This is a genomic window from Arthrobacter sp. MDT2-34-1, assembly GCF_059091365.1.
The window spans coordinates 600,814-618,504 of the sequence record NZ_JBNHGO010000002.1 but is presented as its reverse complement, the minus strand read 5'-3'; the positions used below and the strand labels follow the sequence as shown (position 1 = coordinate 618,504).

Sequence of the window (17,691 nt, the reverse complement as noted above, 5' to 3'; positions counted from 1 at the left end):
GCTCGGTAGGATTAGTATCAAGTGGGCCACAGAAGCTGTCAAGGGTCTACGATTTCCCTATCCGACATGAGGCAGGCAAAGGTGTCATGACGAGTACTCCTCAGAAAATCGACTCCGCCGGGGTTTCGGGTCCGGATCCCAATGCGGCCTCGCTCTCCCGCGGCACCGGGAGTTCGTCTTGGCGGTACTATCCCCAGGGAGACTTGCCCCCGATGCTGGGCAGTGCGCTCGAATGCTTCATGGAGCAGGGCTATCACGGCACGACCATCCGCCAAGTGGCCGCCCGGACCGGCCTGTCCGTTCCGGGCCTCTATCACCACTACCCGTCCAAGCACGCCTTGCTGGTGGCCCTCATGTCGCACGCCATGTCCGATCTGTGGATCCGGAGCCATCAGGCTCTCGCCGAGGCGGGAACCTCCGTTTCCTGCCAGTTCGACCTTCTCGTCGAATGTCTGGTCCTGTTCCACGCCCGGCGTCGGGAGCTTGCCTTTATCGCCTACAGCGAGATTCGAAGCCTGGACGACACCGCCCGTGCCCAGCACATCGCAGCCCGTGACCGCCAGCAACGGCTCATGGACTCGATCGTCCACCGGGGCACCGAGACCGGGATCTTCAACACCCGCTACCCCCGGGAGGCGAGCACCGCCGTGATCACGATGTGCACCGGCGTCGCCCAATGGTTCCAGCCGGAAGGGCCACTGACACCGGAGGAGCTGGTCGAACGCTACCGCGAGATCACGGTCATGGCTGTGGGGCGATCGGCGACGGCCTGACCGATGCAGGGGTCGGGGCCAGGGCGCGAGCGTCGCCGAGTTCTTCCTGGCCGGCAGCGCCGTCGCCGGCGCCCCGGCCGTCACCCATCCTGCCTGTACCGCCGTCCCTGACGGACAGAATCGCGCATCGACTACGCCTACCTGTCTGGTCAAGGCTATCCGGGACTGGGGCATGGCCGACATGATCAGTCCCGGATGGAAACTGGGAACTGGACTATCGGCAGCCAGTAAACGGCCAACGCTTAAGGCTCGTACCTTCGTCAACTGCCGTTGAGGCAACGAAAATTGTGCGGCGGCTGGACGATTGGTCGTTCATATCCTTCCGCGGAAGTGGTGCGTGTCACATAGACCCTTGACAGCTTCTGTGGCCCGCTTGATACTGGTCCTACCGAGCGATCGCTCGGTCGGCCGCCCTCTCTCAGGATGAATTCGTTCGACAAAGGAAGCGAGCACGCAGTGGACACCTCGGTCACTCCGCGATGGGTAAGTTCCTATCCGCCCGGTCACTGTACGTATTTGAGAAATTGCAGCCTGCTGTACTGGCTGATCTTGCAATCCTAGGTCAGCCCCTTGAGACAAAATGTTCAGCAGGTGGAGAGGTGAAGTATGAGATTCGCTCAGAATGATCAATGGTGGGACCGATTCAGCTGCGGCGAGATCGCTATCCAGCGTTGCTCCGATTGCGATCAGTATCAGCATCCCAGCGGTATCATTTGTCGAGCCTGTAAGACAGTCGGATCCATGTCGGAGAAACACTCGGAAGGTATTGGGAAAATAGAGGCTTTGACGCGTCTGCATTCCACCCCATATGAAGAATTCCAGAAGAACATCCCATTCGACATCTGCGTGATTCGACTGGACGAAGGGCCACTGGTCCACGTTGCGGCCCTTATCGCTGAAGGGGAAACCGTCCGCATCGGAGATCGCTATGCCATGGCTGGCGTGGTCGACGCGGACTCCGATTTGCCTCTGGTGCGTCTTCTCGCAGTCGAAGGCGGTGAACAGAGTGCCCAAAGCTAGACCTCAGATCGTGGGCATCGGCGAAACAGCCGTCGGCAAACATCCTGGTGAAACAACTATGACTTTAGGGGCGACTGTCACCGAGCGGGCCTTGCGTGATGCCGGCCTGGGCTGGGACGACGTCGACGGCCTGATCGTGCTCACCCCGATGGTGGGAGCCTTCCCTCGCCACGGATTGGCGGTGGCGGAGTATCTGGGGATTTCGGAACAGTTGAAGCTGGCCGATGCCAAGGCCCTGGGTGGCGCCTCTCCCTTGGCTGCACTTGCGGACGCCTCCCGGGCGATCAATGCCGGCGACTGCGAAACTGTGCTGATCATCGGTGCCGACGTTCCGCGTACCGGGCAAGACCGGCGGCGCAGCGTCCGCTATTTTGCCGAACAACGGCATCCGGACTGGGAGCAGCCCATTGGGTTGACCAACGTAGGAGCATATGGGCTTCTAGCCAGCAAATACCTTGCCGATTTTGAGATGGACGCGGATGTGCTCCTGGAATTCCCCGAACTACTACGACATCATGCGATGGCTACGGAAACAGCCGCCTATCGGGAACCATTGACGCGCGAAGATCTGATGGAGTCTCGCCAGGTGGCCGGGCCCCTCCGGTTGCTGGAGTGCAGTCCGGTGTCGGATGGCGGGGCGGCTCTGGTGGTGTCCAGCGCCGGGGGTGCCCGAGTGGGGATCGAGGTGGCCGGCTACGGCTTCGCCACGAACTACGACAGTATCTCGTACTCGGCGTTCGACCGTTCCTCGCCCCTTCGGAGAAGCCTCGAAGCCGCGCGCTCAATGGCGGGCTTCGGCATCGAGGATCTGGATCTCGCCATGGTCTATGACAGCTACTCAGTCGCCCTTGCCCTTCAGCTTGAGGGACTGGGCATCAGCCTTCCCGGCACCAGTACGCAGGACGCGAAGAGCGGTCGCTTCAACATTGACGGCGAGCTTCCCCTCAACCCGCACGGCGGGTTGCTTTCCCATGGCCACTGCGGCGGCGCGGCGGGCATGCATCACGTGGTCGAGCTGGTCAAACAACTTCGGGGTACCGCGGACAACCAGGTCAGCCTCTCGACAGGCCAGGCCCTGTGCCAAGTAGAAGGCGGAATTCTTTCCGCAAATATCACGGCTCTCTTCAGACGAACTGACCTCAATTAAATATCCCGTCCAAGAAATGAAGGATCACCGGATGAAGAATCGCATAAAAATCTCATTAATTGCCCTTTCCAGCGTCGGGTTGCTGGCCCTGACGTCCTGCGCGGGGTCGGGAAATGCAGCAGAGCACTTCCCGACCGGCAAGGTACGTCTGATTGTGCCCTATTCCGCAGGTGGATCATCTGACTATGTCTCCCGCTCAATCGCTCCGTACTTCGAGGATGAACTGGGCGTTCCTGTGGTCGTGGAGAACATGCCGGGTGCCAGTGGCGCGCTGGGGCAGCGCGAGATGATGGGAGAGGCCCCGGACGGTCAGACGCTTCAGCTCGTAGCCTCGACTTCCATGGCCGTGGTGCCCCAGGCGGAGGATGTGGGTTACACCCTGGACGACGTCAGCATGGTCGGTTCGGTTACCGAGTATCCCTACGTTCTCGCCGGCAACGTGGACTCCGAGTTTCCGGACGGCGAGGCCTTCTTCAACGAGGCGAGGGACGGCGAGGTCCGGGTCGGTGTGCCCGGTGCCCAGTCACAGGGTGCCATCGAGTTGCGGCGCCTCATTGACGACCACGGCCTGAACATCACAGTGGTTCCCTATGACGGTAATGCCGATGCCACGACGGCACTCCTCGGAAACAACATCGATGCCGTCTTCATCGTGGCCGCGAACGACATCCGAACCTTCTTTGATTCCGGGGACTTCAAGCCCCTAGCAGTCGACGCGCCCAACCGAGCGGCTTTCCTGGAGAGCACCCCGACCATCGAGGAACTAGGCTTCGAAGGTATCAACCTTGGCACCTCGTACTATGGGCTGGGTCTCCACAGTGAGACCCCCGAGGACATCCGGGCGCGCTACGAAGAGGTGCTTAAGGGGGCGCTGGAGGATCCCAAGGTGCGCGAATTGCTCGGTGAGGAGTATATCGCCGATGAGTTCGTCGACGGCGCCGCCCTGAAGGCCAACTTCGAGGAACAGAGCGAAGCTTATGCACCCTATGTTGGTGGACAGTGAGCACCGTTATGGATGCCGAGTCCACTTCTAATGACATGGACGTTGCGGTGGCCGGCAGATCGTCACGCTTTTTCAAGGCCGGCATGCTCTTCCTCCGGCAGGGAGGGCGGCTGGGACCGCTCATCGTCGCCTTGGTCTGTGCAGCTTTCCTGACGGAGGCGATCAAGCTCCCCTTCGGCTCGTTGAGTGAGCCGGGGCCGGGACTGTGGCCGACGACCGTTCTCCTCATCACCTTGGTGCTCTGTGCCCTCGCCGCGGTGTTTGTCAGAGACTCACCCAAGCTCACCCGATGGTCCAGTGCGGTGCGGGCGGGAACCTATGTCCTGCTGCTGGTGCTGTTCTGGCCCCTCTACGACCTATTGGGTTTCATTCCGGCGGCCACCATCCTGTGTCTGGTCCTCTTCAGGTCTGTCGGCAAGGAAAGGTGGCTCACCTCGATTCTGGTCGCGGTCATCGGATCCATCGCTGTCTACCTGCTCTTCGGTGTTCTCCTGGAGATGCGTATCACCCCTGTCATCGGACTGTGATCCGCATAGGACTGCTTTTGAGAGGAGAATCCAGTGGAGATTCTTGAAGGGCTGGGCAACGGCTTCCTCGTTGCCTTCGATCCAATCAACCTGCTCTACGTCACGCTCGGCGTGATATTGGGTACGGTCATCGGTCTGCTGCCGGGCCTCGGGCCAACAGCGGGAATTGCGGTTCTGCTGCCCCTGACCTTCACCATGGACCCGGCCTCTGCCATCATCATGATGGCCGGCATCTACTACGGCTCCATGTACGGTGGACGAATTCCGTCAATCCTGCTGAACATCCCCGGAGATGCGGCGGCAGTCATGACAACCTTGGACGGGTACCCGATGCGCCAGCAAGGCAAGGCCGGCCGAGCTCTGGGAATCACGGCCATCGGCTCCTTCATCGGCGGCACCATCGCCATCGTCGGCCTCACCTTGTTCGCCCCGCTCGTGGCACAGTTCGCAGTGCGCATCGGATCACCGGAGATGTTCCTGCTGGGCATGATCGGACTGATGATGGTGACCTTCCTCGGCTCCGGGTCTAAGCTGAAGGCCCTGACCATGGCCGGACTAGGACTGGTGCTGGCATCAGTCGGCTACGACGCCATCACGGGAACCCCTCGCCTGACCTTCGGATCTCTGGACATGTCCTCCGGCATCAGCATCATTCCCCTAGCCGTCGGCCTCTTCGGATTCTCCGAGATCTTCATGTCAGTCGACCGGGGGCTCCAGGCAGGTCTGAAGAACACCAAGCTCGGACGGAACCTACCGACCAAGGGCGACTGGCTGGAGTCCCGGACGGCCATCCTGCGGTCTTCGGTGATCGGGTTCTTCATCGGCATCCTCCCGGGCGGCGGTGGTGCATTGTCTTCGATCGTCGCCTACGGTGTCCAGAAGAAGGCCTCCAAGCACCCGGAACGATTCGGCAAGGGCGCAGTCGACGGTCTCGCCGCAACGGAAACCGCAGACAACGCATCATCGAACGCGGCCTTCGTCCCCCTTCTCACCTTGGGTCTTCCCCCCAACTCGGTCCTGGCCGTCATGTTCGGAGCACTGCTCCTGCACAACGTGACCCCGGGCCCGCGGCTAATCACCGAGCACCCGGACATCTTCTGGGGCGTCATCGCCTCGATGTACATCGGCAACATCATGCTGCTGGTCCTCAATCTACCCCTGATCGGCGTGTTCCTACAGATCCTCCGAGTGCGCACCAGCATCCTGCTGCCGATCGTCATCATCATCGCCATCTGCGGCGTCTACAGCGCCAACAACAGCATGTTCGACGTTGCCTTGGCTGTGGCCTTCGGCATTCTCGGCTATGTGCTCAAGAAATTCCGATTCGATGTGACCCCGTTGATCCTCGCGTTCATCCTGGGACCGATCATCGAATCCGAGTTCCGCCGGACGATGGTGATCTCCAGCGGATCGGTCGGCATCTTCGTGGACCGGCCCATCTCCCTCACCCTGTTGATTGTCATCGTCGCCGTCATCGGGATCCTGATCTGGATGCGTCTGAGGAAACAGGCCCTGCTCAAGCGAGAGGCGTTCAAAATCGGCGGTCCCGGGATCGAAAGCGCAGCCCACTTTGGGCAGGATGGCGAGCCGGGACCCGCACACGGGGACGAAGGATTCGGCCCTGAGGGCGAGGGAATCTCAGCAGCATCCCCGGCCCCTGACGGAGCGAAGAACGAGCGCAGCAGGCAACACACCACCACAGAGGGCTAAAGGACGCAGGCCGCCCTGCCACCTTAGCAACCCAACAGAAGGACCAGGAATCGTGGATCTACTCGAGTTTTCCGATGCCATCACCCAACCCCGGAGCGTGGCCGTCTACGGGGCCTCGGATGCCCCGAACAAGATCGGGGGGCGGCCCATTGCCTACATGCTGAAGCATGGCTTCGAGGGCAGGATCATCCCGATCAACCCGAAGCGGACCGTGATCCAGGGGCTGGAGTGCTTCCCCACACTGGCGGCCGCCGGGGGGCAGGCCGATGCGGCCATCGTCATCGTCCCTGGGCAACTGGCCTTGCAAGCCGTCAAAGAGGCGGCGACCTCGGGAGTCAAGGTGTGCGTCATCATCTCGTCGGGCTTCGGCGAAGGCGGGGACGCCGAAGGCCGCATCATTCTGGATGAGATGCTCGCGGTCAGCCGCCAGCACGGAATGCGCTTGGTCGGGCCCAACGCACAGGGGCTGGCCAGTTTCCACACCGGATCCATCCTGACGTTCTCCACGCTGATCGGGGTGTACCCCCCAAAAGACGGCCCCGTGTCCATCGTCAGCCAAAGCGGAGCGATGGCTTCGGTCCCCTACGGGATGCTCCGAGAACGAGGGATCGGCGTTCGCTATTCCCACGCCACGGGAAATGACGGCGACCTTGACCTCGCCGATGTCGCGCTGATGACTCTGGCAGATCCAGAAGTGCGGGTCCTGATCCTCTACATCGAGAACATCCCCTCCACCGGTCGACTGCGCGAGGTCGCGAAACAGGCCGCAGCCCAGGGCGTCCCCGTCTTCGTTCTCTACGGTGGGCGGTCGGACGCCGGTCAGCGGGCCGCGCTGTCCCACACCGGGGCGATGGCCTCCGAGTCCCGGACGGTGGAGGCATTCTTCCGACGGCACGCCATGCACCTGGCGGACAGCCTCGAGGAAATTGTCGATTCTGTACCGCTGTGGCTTAAGAACGCCCGACCGGAAAACGCCGGCCTGGGGATTCTCAGCAGCTCCGGCGCATCGTGCGTGCTGGTGTCTGACTCCAGCGCAACGTTCGACCTAGACGTCCCCCAACTAGACCACACCACCCAATCGGTGCTGACCGAGGTCCTCCCGGACTTCGCAGCAACAGCTAATCCCGTGGACATAACGTCCGCATTACTATCGACGCCGGCCCTGCTCGGGCAATCCGCTGACCTCATGGCCGCGGACGAATCCATCGGGTCACTCATCGTCGCCCTCCCGGTCACGGGACCCGGCTACGCAGTCGACCGGTTCGCCGTTGACATCGCCAAGACTCAACGGGATAGCGGCAAGCCTGTCGTTGCCGTCCTGCCCAATCGGCATAGCCGCGAACTCTTCGATGCCCAAGGTGTTGTTACCTTCGAGGAGACCCATCGGGCCGTTCGCGCACTGGGCGGTCTGGTTAACCATTCCCGGGCCATGGCCCGGTTCGCCAATGAGGTCCGCAGTGAGGATCCCTCCGCTGCATTGCCGGCATCCGTGCAGGCACCGGGGAGCGACTCTACGGTGTCCCTGCTGAACGAGGTAGACAGCCTCGCCATCCTCAGTCGCTACGGCGTACATTTCGCGCCTCATTCCTTTGTCCGGAACCGCTCGGCCATCACCGAAGAGCTAATAGCCGGTTTCCCGGGAAAGGCGGTCCTAAAGGGCGTGACCGGTGCCGTTTCCCACAAGAGCGAGTACGGATTGGTCCACACCTCCCTAACAGGCCTCGCCGAAATCACCGCAGCTGCAGCGGCCGTGGAGGAGTCCGCAGCGGCACATGGCATCCCGCTGGACGGGTTCGTCCTGTACGAACAGGTGGCCTCGTCCTTGGAGATGATCATCGGCGGCAGGAACGACTCCACCTTTGGTCCCGTACTCATGGTTGGTATGGGTGGAAAGCTTGCCGAAGTCGACCCCGACGTGGTTGTCCTCGTCCCCCCGCTGAGCATCGACTACGTGGTCGGCGAACTCTCTCGCCTTCGCGCCCACAGACTGCTGCTGGGATACCGGGACATTCCACCAGCCAATCTACGCGCTCTCGCGGAGTCCCTGCTCGGCATGATGGCGTTCATGGAGGACAACCCTGGCCAGGTCGAGTCCGTTGAGGTAAACCCCGTGCTGTTTGACGGGGATCGGTGCGTGGGGGTCGATGCCCTAATCAACGCATATCCATCCTTCACCCCGGTATCCGCGCACCCTAGGCGGGGGACCCTTGTTGTCGGCTAGGGCAACGGTGGCTGGCGTCCACGTCACCCCGTTCGGCAGGCACCTGGCGAAGACCAGCCAGGATCTCCAGGTGGAGGCGGCTTTGGGCGCCATGGATGCGGCTGGTCTGCGGCCAGATGCCGTTGACGGCGTCATCGTGGGGTACTCCACCGTGGCACCCCACTTGATGCCGGCCAACACCCTGAGCGAACGGCTCGGGATCCGTCCCGCTGCCGCCTTCGGCATGAACGTCGGCGGGGCCACGGGGCTGGCCATGGTCGCACAGGGCGTGGCCCTCATTGCGAGCGGTCAGGCCTCGACGGTGCTGGTGGCCGCCGGGGAGAATCGGGCCACCGGCCTGTCGCGCGCGGAGTCGACCCAAGTGTTGGCCCAGGTGGCCCATCCGGACTACGAAGTGCCACTGGGCGGCTCGGTGCCTGCCTACTATGCGCTGCTGGCGTCTTACTACGACCAGACATACGGTCTCCCGGAGGGGAACAGATCCGCTCTGTCTGTCCAGATGAGACGACACGCCGCCGCAACACCCGGTGCTCACTTTTCGAAGCCGATCACGGAAGATGACGTCCTGTCCTCCAAGGTGATCGCCTCTCCGCTGCGCCTATTGGAATGCTGCCCCGTTTCCGACGGTGGAGCGGCAGTGGTCCTGCGAGCCGTGGAGGATGAGGACATCCGGGATGGCGCCGTGGCGATCACGGGGATCGGACAGGCGCATCTGCACCAGCACTTGTCCGAGCTGGACTTGGCCAACAACGGCGCCCAGATGGCCTGCTCGCGTGCGCTGAACCAGGCCGGAATGGCCTTAGGGGACGTGGACGTCTTTGCGATCTATGATAGCTTCACAATCACCTTGGCCATGATCCTGGAAGAGATCGGCCTCGTCCCGCCCGGAAAGTCCGGGGAATGGGCGGCGGCCGGCACCTTCGATGTCACGGGGGAACTGCCGCTCAACACTCACGGCGGACTGCTGTCCTACGGACATTCAGGGGTATCCGGTGGGCTGGCACACTTTTGCGAAGTATCCCACCAGCTTGGCGGCCGGGCCGACGGACGCCAGGTGCAGGATGCGCGGCGGGGTTATGTCCATGCCGACGGCGGCGTCCTGTCCGCACATGTAGCCGCCACGCTGGAACGACTGGGGGATTGACCATGACCAGAAGTGATTGGACGGCCGGGAATTCCCGGATCGAGGTCTTCACCTGTTCATCCTGCGGATGGTCCGGCCATCTGCCACGGGAATCCTGCCCTCGATGCCACACGGATGCCCTGGTGCCGACGGCTGCACCGACTGACGGTGTCTGCATAGCGGTGAGCGAGATCCCGGCCGCCTATTCCCCTGCCGGGATGGACACCAGGTTGGCCCTGGTGCGGCTGGGTGAGGTTATGGTTCTCCTGCAAGCGGCCGCGGACATACGCCCAAGGGACAGGATCATGACAGTCTTCCGCGGGACCGGCATTGATGAACGGTTGGTCCCGGTGGCCGTATCGGCTTGCTAGTGTCCTGCACCGGTAATTCGTGACCTAATATCTCAGAGGATGGCAGATGGGACCGGTCTGAACTCGTCGACGGTCGGGCGGATCTGGAAGACGCTCGGCCTCAAACCGCACCGCGCGGATCGGTTCAAGCTCTCCAACGCCCTGTTGTTCGTGGAGAAGGCCTATGACATCGTCGGCCGCTACCTGGACCCGCCGGAGTCCACGGTCGTGCTAGGCGCGGACGAGAAGTTCCAGATGCAGGCGCTATCGAGGTCCCAGCCAGTGTTCCCGATGCTGCCGGGCACGCCGGGCAACGTAGACGGGCCGGTTGGTGACCTGCCCCGTCTCGTACCTTCTCGTGGATCGCCTCGATGAACGCACCCCGGGTAGACCCGATCCAGGGGCCTGTTCTGCCACTCGGTCATCTCAGCGACGACCTTCTCGGTGATCCGGCGCTAATATACCGGTGTTCTTGCGGCGTTATTTGTCAGGGTCGTCAGGCTCTGCTGAGCCAGGTGTTGCGCGATCGGCGTCCAGTCCGATGCCTACATAGTCGGTTTCCGGCGCAGTGCTGGCACGGCGGTTTCGTTAGAGCGTTCGCTGGACGATGCGGTACACAGTGCTCCGGGCGACCTTGAAGAGCTCGGCAATCTCGGCGGTGGTGTGTTGTCCTCCCTTATACAGGGAGACAAGGTGGGCTTCCTGGCTCTTGGAGAGTTTGGGTTGCTTCCCGCGGAGCCGGCCTTTGGCCTTCGCGACCTGCATGCCTTCACGGGTGCGGGACCGTATGAGGTCAGATTCGAATTCGGCGACCATGGCCAGGACGTTGAAGAGCAGGCGGCCGACGGGGTCCGTGGGGTCGTGAACGGACGCGCCGATGCTTAGCTTCACTTTCTTCTTGGTGAGTTCTTCGACAATGTCGCGGGCGTCGGGCAGGGAGCGGGCGAGCCGGTCGAGTTTGGTGATGACCAGGGTGTCGCCGTCGCGGACGGCGGCGAGGGCTTCGCGCAGGCCGGGCCGGTCCCTGTTCCTGCCGGTCAGTCCCTGGTCGACGAAGATCTTGTCTTCGGGGACACCGAGGGCGGCGAGACCGGTCCTTTGGGCGGTCAGGTCTGCTCATTGGTTGAGACGCGGGCGTAACCGACAATGTGTGCTGGCATTGGGATAACAGTAGCGGTAGAGCGACCTAAGCGGGACAATTTTGCGGGCGGGGTATACGCGAATGGACGAAATCAGCATCTGTATGAGATTTTTCGCGGCGGGGGAGCGGTGATCGAGTGTCGCCGTGGAGGACCGGCTTACGGGGCAAGGGATTTTGAAGGCCACTAAGACTTCCTTGAGAGCAATGCTGGCGCCAGTGCCGGATCCAGACCGAGGAGGGGATGAGGTCCGGATCCGGCACCGGCTGCCGGTAGTAACCCGCGAAACGGATGACTGGCGCAGCAGGCAGGAGTGGAAAGTGCAGGCACTGCCTTTGGCGGAGGCATCCATCTCTGACGGCGCTGTTCCACGCGCGGTCAGGTCTCTATGCGGTGTGTGACAGGGGCGGTATTCCTTAGAGCTTTTCCGGATCTTCCCGTTCATAGGGGTCAGGCCCTGGTGTCGTGTGACCAGCTGGAGCCGATCAAAAACCAGCACCACCAGATGCTGTTTGCGAGGGCGCCGCCGGCCCGCTGGCGACCGGGCTGACCGTCGCAGTCGTCGAGGCTTCCGGCACATCGAAGGTTCGTCGGAACTCGAGGAGCTGCCGGTCGCGCCACTCGACGCGTGCCTGCCACTTGTCCTCCGGCAGCACCTCGCGGCGCTGGCGGGCGGCCTCGGCCACGAGCTCCGGGGTCCAGTGATCGTTCTGCCCACGCTCGGCGCCCATGCGCGCGTACGCAGGTCCCATCTTCTCGGCGTGCGATGCGATACCGCCGCGCGTGTTTAGGTCGGCCGTCTCGAAGGGCCCGATGAATGCCCAGCGACGTCCGAGCCCTTGGCGCATCACGGTGTCGATGTCCTCGACGCTCGCGACGCCGTCGCGCAACAGGCAGTACGCCTCGCGCAATACCGCGCCCTGCAAGCGGTTGAAGACGAAGCCCTCGACCTCCTTGCGTACGAGGATGGGGACGAGGCCGGCGTCGCGGTACCGCTCGATTGCGGTCTCCACGATCTCCGGACGGGTGGCCCCGGTCGGCACGACCTCGATCACCGGGATAAGGTGCGGGGGGTTGCCGGGGTGCCCGACGATCACTTGGTCCGCGCGGGGTAGGCCCTCGGCGATGAGTGACGGCACGATCGCCGAGCTCGAGCTAGCGAGTACTGCCTCGTCGGTGACCGCGTCAGCAATCTGCGCGAACAGTTCGCGCTTTAGCTCGAGCCGCTCGGGCGCGCACTCCTGCACGAGCGCCGCGCCCTTCACGGCCGTGGCGGTTACGGACTCGAAGGACACCCGTGCGAGAACGGCATCGGAGTCATCCTTTAGCAGACCGCTGCCGTATAGCAGCTCCAAGCGCTTGCGCAGCTCGGCAGCGGCGCGGTCCCTCGCCTCGGGGATCGGGTCGCACAAGCGAACCTCAGCGCCGCCCGAGGCGAACAGTACGGTGAACGCGACGCCGATTGATCCGGCGCCGAGGACCGCGATGCTGCCGGCGGTCACGAGGCGGGCCAGTAGGAGCGATCACCGTGATACGCCCGGCGGAGCACCTCGAGCGCGTCCGCCTGCGACATCTCGCGCGGGTTGTTCGCAAGGAGCCGCGTCGACAGCATCGCCTGCTCGGCGATGAACTCGAGATCGACCTCGTCTACTCCAAGCTCCTTGAGGTCGCCTGGCACGCCGACCGCCTCGAGGAGCGCGTCGATGCGCTCGATGCCGGCCTGGGCATGCGCTAGCTCGTCGTCCGCCATGTCCGCGACGCCCAGTAGGCGGCCGAGCTCTGCGAAGACCGAGATGCGCGCCGACAAATTGTACCGCATGACGTAGGGGAGCAGGGCGCCCACACCGAACCCGTGCGGGGTGTGAGTGAGGCCGCCGATTGGGCTCTGCAGTGCGTGGGCCGAAGCGGTGCCCGCCGTATTGATTGCCATACCTGCGCAATAGGCTGCGAGCATCGTGTCGGTTCGCGCAGCGAGATCGCTCGGGTCAGCGACTACGCGTTCGAGCGAGGAATTGAGCAGGACGAGCCCATGGCGCGCAAAGATGTCCGCCAATAGATTCTTACCGACATACAGGTGCTTCCCCATGTCCTCCAGCGTCGGATTCTTCGCGATGGCGGTGAAGGATTCGATGAGGTGCGACAGGGCGTCGGCACCGGTCGCAGCGGTGAGCCCGGGGGGAGCCGTCAACGTGAACTCTGGGTCAATCACGGTTGCGACAGGCTCGAGAAATGGACTCGCGACTCCTACCTTGACACCTCGTTCGGTATCGAACACGACGCCGATGCAGGTAACTTCAGCACCCGTACCTGCCGTTGTAGGCACTGTAATGATGGGTAAAGCTGACCCCGGTGCAAGGTTCTCTCCGTAGTAGTCGCGCACGTCACCACCCTGTGCAAGCGTGAGCGCCGTGACCTTCGCCATGTCGAGGCAGCTGCCGCCGCCGAGGCCGACAACAACATCGATCTGGACATCGCCGAAGCGCTCAACCGCTCGTTGGATGTTCTCGCGGGGCAGTTCGGCATCGACCTCGCCGTATACGTGCACCTCAAGCTCGTGGGACTCGAAGGCCGCGACGAGTTCGGTGAATTCGGGCGTGGTCGTCATCCGCGCATCGGTCACGATAAGCACTCGCTTGCCGTGACGGGCGGCAAGGCTCGGGAGGTGCTGTCTCTGCCTGGGGCCGAATATGACGGTTCCGGGCTGCCGGAACAGACCCAAATGGATTTCATTGCGGTTTTCCTCGATCACAGGAGGGCTCCCTTCTCGTCAATGCTGAGTGCCATGTAATGGGGCTCAAGAAACTCGTGGATGCCATTCTGGCCGGCCTCACGACCGATACCCGACATCTTGGTGCCTCCAAACGGTGCGGCGGGGTCGGCCATGATTCCACGGTTGATGCCGACCATGCCGAACTCGAGACGCTCGCCGATCGTGATGGCCCGTGAGACGTCGCGGGTGAATAGGTACGCGGCGAGACCGTAGGTGGTGTCGTTGGCGAACTCGAGGGCCTGCGCCGTCGATTCGACCGTGTAGAGCGCGGCGACCGGGGCAAACATCTCTTCGTTGCAGAAATCGAAGCGGTCATTGCGGAGGTTCATAACGGTCGGCTCGAAGAAGTAGCCCTGGCCCTCAATCTCCTTGCCGCCGAGCAACACGTCGGCACCCGCGTCGACGAACTGTTCGATGAGAGCGCCCACGCGCTTGCGCTGGCGATCGGAGATCACCGGGCCCACGTCGACGCTCAGGTCGAAGCCGTCACCCACCTTGAGCTGCTTCGCCGCGGCGACGAACTTTTCGGTGAACTCATCTGCGATGCTTCGGTGGAGGATGATGCGGTTGGCAGCGACACAGGCCTGACCTGCGTTGCGGAACTTGCAGGCGATAGCCTCGCGGACCGCCAGATCCACGTCGGCATCGTCGAGCACGATGAACGGGCCGTCGCCCCCGAGCTCCATCGAGGCGTTGACGACGCCGGGGGCAGCTTGAGTGAGCAACTGGGAGCCGACGCCTGTGGAACCGGTGAAGCTTACCTTGCGGAGCTTCGGGTCTTTCATAATCGCCTCGGAGACGGGACCGGTCTCTTTCGTGTGGATGAGGTTCACGACGCCGGCGGGAAAGCCGGCATCATGCAGCACCTGGGCAAAAAGAGCCTGAGTGAGGGGAGTGTCGCGGGCTGTCTTCATGACGACCGTGCAGCCCGCACCCAGTGCGGCGCCGGCCTTGCGCGCCGACATAAGCAGCGGGAAGTTCCACGGCGTGACTAGGTAGGCGGGGCCCACGGGGCGGTGACCGACAACGATGCGATAACCACCGTTAGAGCTCTCGGCATAAGTGCCGTGCAGGTGCGCGACCTGTTCGGCGAACCACAGGAAGAACGCCGCCGAGAGCGCGAACTCGCCGCGGGACTCCCCAAGGGGCTTGCCGCTCTCAAGGGTCATTGTTTCGACGAACGCGCCCTCGCGCTCGAGCATCAGGCGATGGGAACGATGCATAAGGTCGGCGCGGGCTCGCGGCGACCAAGCGGTCCACTCTTCTTGGGCACGTGCCGCCGCGTCCATTGCGAGCTTGGCGTGTTCGACTTTTCCGCTGGTCATCTCGGTAATGACCGTGCCGTCGGCCGGATTGGTGACCTCGTATTTGTCTTCTGTGCGAACCCACTCGCCCCCGATGAGCAGGTCGAGTGGGATCTCGTGTCCGCGAAGAGTCGCGCTTCGTCCTGCCATGACACTTCTCCTTTGCATCCTAAGTAGTTGTCCGCTGTCCGGGACGGGGATTAGCGTAACATCATCTTCTCGTATTACAAGATCGATAGAGTGACACCCTGCAAGCCATATGCGCCCATATCGTAAGCACTCGGTCAATTGGCTATGGTCTGAATCACAGGGTTGCGGAAAGGTGAGTAAGACCATATTATCGTCTTACGGAATTAGGGTGCGCCCATTTTGGGCCAGTGGATAGGGAGTTAGGTATGAGCACCAGCTTTGTCAAAACGCACGCCGAAGTCGATGCGATCAAGAAGATCGTCTACCCGACCCACTACGAATATCGAAGTGCGAACGTGGTGTTCGAGACCACCACAGACTTCATTAGGGAAGTTCTACCTCCTTGCTTTGACCTCGTTGATGGCCCACCGCTTGCTCAGGCTTCGGTGGCCGAATGGTCCAGTGTCCGCTCCACCTTCCAAGTGGCAATTGTCGACATTCCGGCCCGTCATGGTGACTTCGTGGGCAGCTACCATCTCACCCACCTCATGACCGGAGACATGCCGGTGATTGTGGGTCGTGAGATGTGGGGTGAGGCAAAGAAGATCGGCGACCTCGAGCTTGAGGTTGCTGACAACCACGTATATGGTGCAGGTTCACGTAAAGGCGTCAAGTTGATCGAGCTTGAGGTTGATATGGACGGGACCGATGCTGGTCCATCCGTGGTGCCGGGTCGTCGCCTCGAATTGAAGGCCTTCGCCGCGGCCGACGGTCAGGGATTGGAATACGATCCGCTCGTCGTCCGGATGCTCACGCCTGAGTACATCGACCAGAACTTCCCAGGCAAGGGTAAGCTCACTCTGCGGAGCAGTGACTTTGATCCGACCGGCTCCATCCCGGTCGTGGGCATCCATGGCGCGAACTATGAGATTGGTACGACGACCTGGGGCGTTGACTCGACGGTTTTAGCCGGAGGCAACCGCGACGATTACTTCCCGTACGTACTTGGCCGTTCATACGATCTCGACGGTACGCAGGAGCTGAACAACTCGATTGCCGCCGAGCGCGGTCTCGATCCCTCGCGTCTGCCCGCGAACTGATTAGTGGACATTATGGATACGCGGGCGGCAGGAGCTGCTCCTAATGCCCGCGTGTCCGTGCGCGGGGCCACAGGCGGCGGAAGTGCAGAGGGCTCGATGTCCCAGTTGATCAATGCGGGCATTACGTCTGAGAGAACCGAGCAGATCACGGTCTCGGCGTGGACTCGAAAATTGGCGGGCGCTATGGCTGCTCACGCAGGCGGTGGTGCCCATCTGCGCCGAAGCAAGTTGGGCGCAATTGTGAAAATCAGTTCAATAAAGGGGCTCGGTTCCGCGCTGGAACACGCAGCGTTATTGCGCGACGAAGGCCGGAGTGCATGGGCTCTCGTCGTCGACGGTGGGCGGACGGTTTGCCTTTCGACCCCAGGACCCCGTGGCCCCGCATGCAGCGACACTGCGTGAATGCGCGTCCTGGGAAATCGGCTTCATGTCTCCACCGGTGGTATTAAGGAAAGCATTAAGAATTTCAATATTGTGATCAAAGGAGATCTCGTGGCAAAGCTGAAGAAGAGAAACCAATTGTTCGCGGCTGGTCTGGGGCTGAGTCTGGGGCTGTCGCTTGTTGCCTGCGGTTCCGGCGCGCCGGCGGCGGAGTCAGGTGAATCAGGCTCATCAAAGGTCTTGCAGGTCGGGTACATTCCGACATTGATGCCGTTTGGGGGCAAAGACGGCGACAAGGCGATCGGCATGGATCCGAGCATTATGGAGGCCCTGGCAGAAGAGACTGGTCACGAAGTAAAGTTTGTTGAGTTGGGCTACGACGGAATGGTTCCGGCCCTCAATTCGGGACGCATTGACGTTGCATTCCAAGGCGGGTTCTCGGAGAGCGAAGAGCGCAGAGCGCAGATGCATCTGGTCGACTACTACAACGCGAACTTCGGTTGGCTGGTTCTCAAGGGCAATCCGGCAGGGTTGGGCGACAAGGACACACTGTGCGGTAAGAACGTCGGTACTTACGGAAGTTCCCCTGTCTATATGAAGGCAATGGACGAAGTAAAACAGGCATGCGCCGATGCCGGGAAGCCGGAGCTGAAGGTCGACTCGTTCTCCGACCAGGCAGCAGGAGAGAATGCTGTAAGGTCCGGACGAATCGATGGCTTCGGTGACGCTCTTGCCGCCATGGCTTACACAGCTCGGATGAATCCAGACTTTGACGCCGTTCAGTCTGACGCCGTTCCCACGGCTCCATACGCATTTGGGATTGCCAAAGATAACCCCGAGCTGGCGAAGGAACTCGCAACCGCACTGGAGAAGATCAGAGCCTCCGGCAAGCAGAAAGAGCTCTGGCAGGAATTCGGATTCACGGATGCCGACTATCTGGACGAGATCACGATCAACGAGAAGCCGATCGATGAGTTCACTCAGTGAGGATGCC

Annotated in this window: 13 protein-coding genes and 2 pseudogenes; 10 read left to right on the top strand and 5 right to left on the bottom strand. The window is 62.1% G+C overall.

Annotated features, from left to right (window positions below):
• Positions 1-86 precede the first annotated feature (86 nt).
• The 8 genes from AC5RVV_RS13270 (at position 87) to AC5RVV_RS13235 (ending at position 9,545) form a co-directional block, all read left to right on the top strand.
• The gene (locus AC5RVV_RS13270) at positions 87-773 is read left to right on the top strand and encodes a TetR/AcrR family transcriptional regulator (RefSeq protein ID WP_494001847.1); all 687 of its coding nucleotides are present in this window, start codon (positions 87-89) and stop codon (positions 771-773) included.
• A 741-nt stretch (positions 774-1,514) separates the two neighbouring features.
• Positions 1,515-1,793: a PhlB family protein gene (locus AC5RVV_RS13265; protein WP_494001846.1), complete on the top strand. Its 279-nt coding sequence runs from the start codon at positions 1,515-1,517 to the stop codon at positions 1,791-1,793.
• A gap of 10 nt (positions 1,794-1,803) precedes the next feature.
• Positions 1,804-2,940, top strand: coding sequence for a thiolase family protein (locus tag AC5RVV_RS13260; RefSeq protein ID WP_494001845.1), 1,137 nt, complete (start codon positions 1,804-1,806; stop codon positions 2,938-2,940).
• Between the two features lie 31 nt (positions 2,941-2,971).
• Positions 2,972-3,943 (top strand): tripartite tricarboxylate transporter substrate binding protein, encoded by a 972-nt coding sequence (locus AC5RVV_RS13255; protein ID WP_494001844.1) that lies wholly within the window; start codon positions 2,972-2,974, stop codon positions 3,941-3,943.
• Positions 3,940-4,470, top strand: coding sequence for a tripartite tricarboxylate transporter TctB family protein (locus AC5RVV_RS13250; protein ID WP_494001843.1), 531 nt, complete (start codon positions 3,940-3,942; stop codon positions 4,468-4,470). Before AC5RVV_RS13255 ends, AC5RVV_RS13250 begins: the two co-directional genes overlap by 4 nt.
• Positions 4,471-4,503: 33 nt before the next feature.
• Positions 4,504-6,180: a tripartite tricarboxylate transporter permease gene (locus tag AC5RVV_RS13245; protein WP_494001842.1), complete on the top strand. Its 1,677-nt coding sequence runs from the start codon at positions 4,504-4,506 to the stop codon at positions 6,178-6,180.
• A gap of 52 nt (positions 6,181-6,232) precedes the next feature.
• Complete coding sequence (locus AC5RVV_RS13240; RefSeq protein ID WP_494001841.1) at positions 6,233-8,401, top strand: acetate--CoA ligase family protein; 2,169 nt, start codon at positions 6,233-6,235, stop codon at positions 8,399-8,401.
• A gap of 7 nt (positions 8,402-8,408) precedes the next feature.
• The gene (locus AC5RVV_RS13235) at positions 8,409-9,545 is read left to right on the top strand and encodes a thiolase family protein (RefSeq protein ID WP_494001840.1); all 1,137 of its coding nucleotides are present in this window, start codon (positions 8,409-8,411) and stop codon (positions 9,543-9,545) included.
• 638 nt (positions 9,546-10,183) lie between these two features.
• Here the strand turns inward: AC5RVV_RS13235 and AC5RVV_RS13230 are convergent.
• The 5 genes and pseudogenes from AC5RVV_RS13230 to AC5RVV_RS13210 form a co-directional block, all read right to left on the bottom strand.
• Positions 10,184-10,326, bottom strand: a pseudogene (locus tag AC5RVV_RS13230) (transposase); the annotation flags it as partial.
• A 136-nt stretch (positions 10,327-10,462) separates the two neighbouring features.
• Positions 10,463-11,034: pseudogene (locus tag AC5RVV_RS13225) on the bottom strand (recombinase family protein).
• 464 nt (positions 11,035-11,498) lie between these two features.
• Positions 11,499-12,515, bottom strand: coding sequence for a 3-hydroxyacyl-CoA dehydrogenase (locus AC5RVV_RS13220; protein ID WP_494001839.1), 1,017 nt, complete (start codon positions 12,513-12,515; stop codon positions 11,499-11,501).
• Positions 12,512-13,762 carry an iron-containing alcohol dehydrogenase gene (locus tag AC5RVV_RS13215; protein ID WP_494001838.1) on the bottom strand — a complete coding sequence of 417 codons (1,251 nt, stop codon included), beginning with the start codon at positions 13,760-13,762 and terminating at the stop codon, positions 12,512-12,514. Before AC5RVV_RS13215 ends, AC5RVV_RS13220 begins: the two co-directional genes overlap by 4 nt.
• The gene (locus AC5RVV_RS13210) at positions 13,759-15,237 is read right to left on the bottom strand and encodes an NAD-dependent succinate-semialdehyde dehydrogenase (protein WP_494001837.1); all 1,479 of its coding nucleotides are present in this window, start codon (positions 15,235-15,237) and stop codon (positions 13,759-13,761) included. The genes AC5RVV_RS13215 and AC5RVV_RS13210 overlap by 4 nt, the downstream gene beginning before the upstream one ends.
• Positions 15,238-15,482: 245 nt before the next feature.
• Between AC5RVV_RS13210 and AC5RVV_RS13205 the strand changes: the two genes are divergently transcribed.
• Positions 15,483-16,316: an acetoacetate decarboxylase family protein gene (locus AC5RVV_RS13205; RefSeq protein WP_494001836.1), complete on the top strand. Its 834-nt coding sequence runs from the start codon at positions 15,483-15,485 to the stop codon at positions 16,314-16,316.
• Positions 16,317-16,718: 402 nt separating this feature from the next.
• Positions 16,719-17,684, top strand: coding sequence for a transporter substrate-binding domain-containing protein (locus AC5RVV_RS13200; protein ID WP_494001835.1), 966 nt, complete (start codon positions 16,719-16,721; stop codon positions 17,682-17,684).
• The last annotated feature ends 7 nt before the right edge of the window (positions 17,685-17,691 follow it).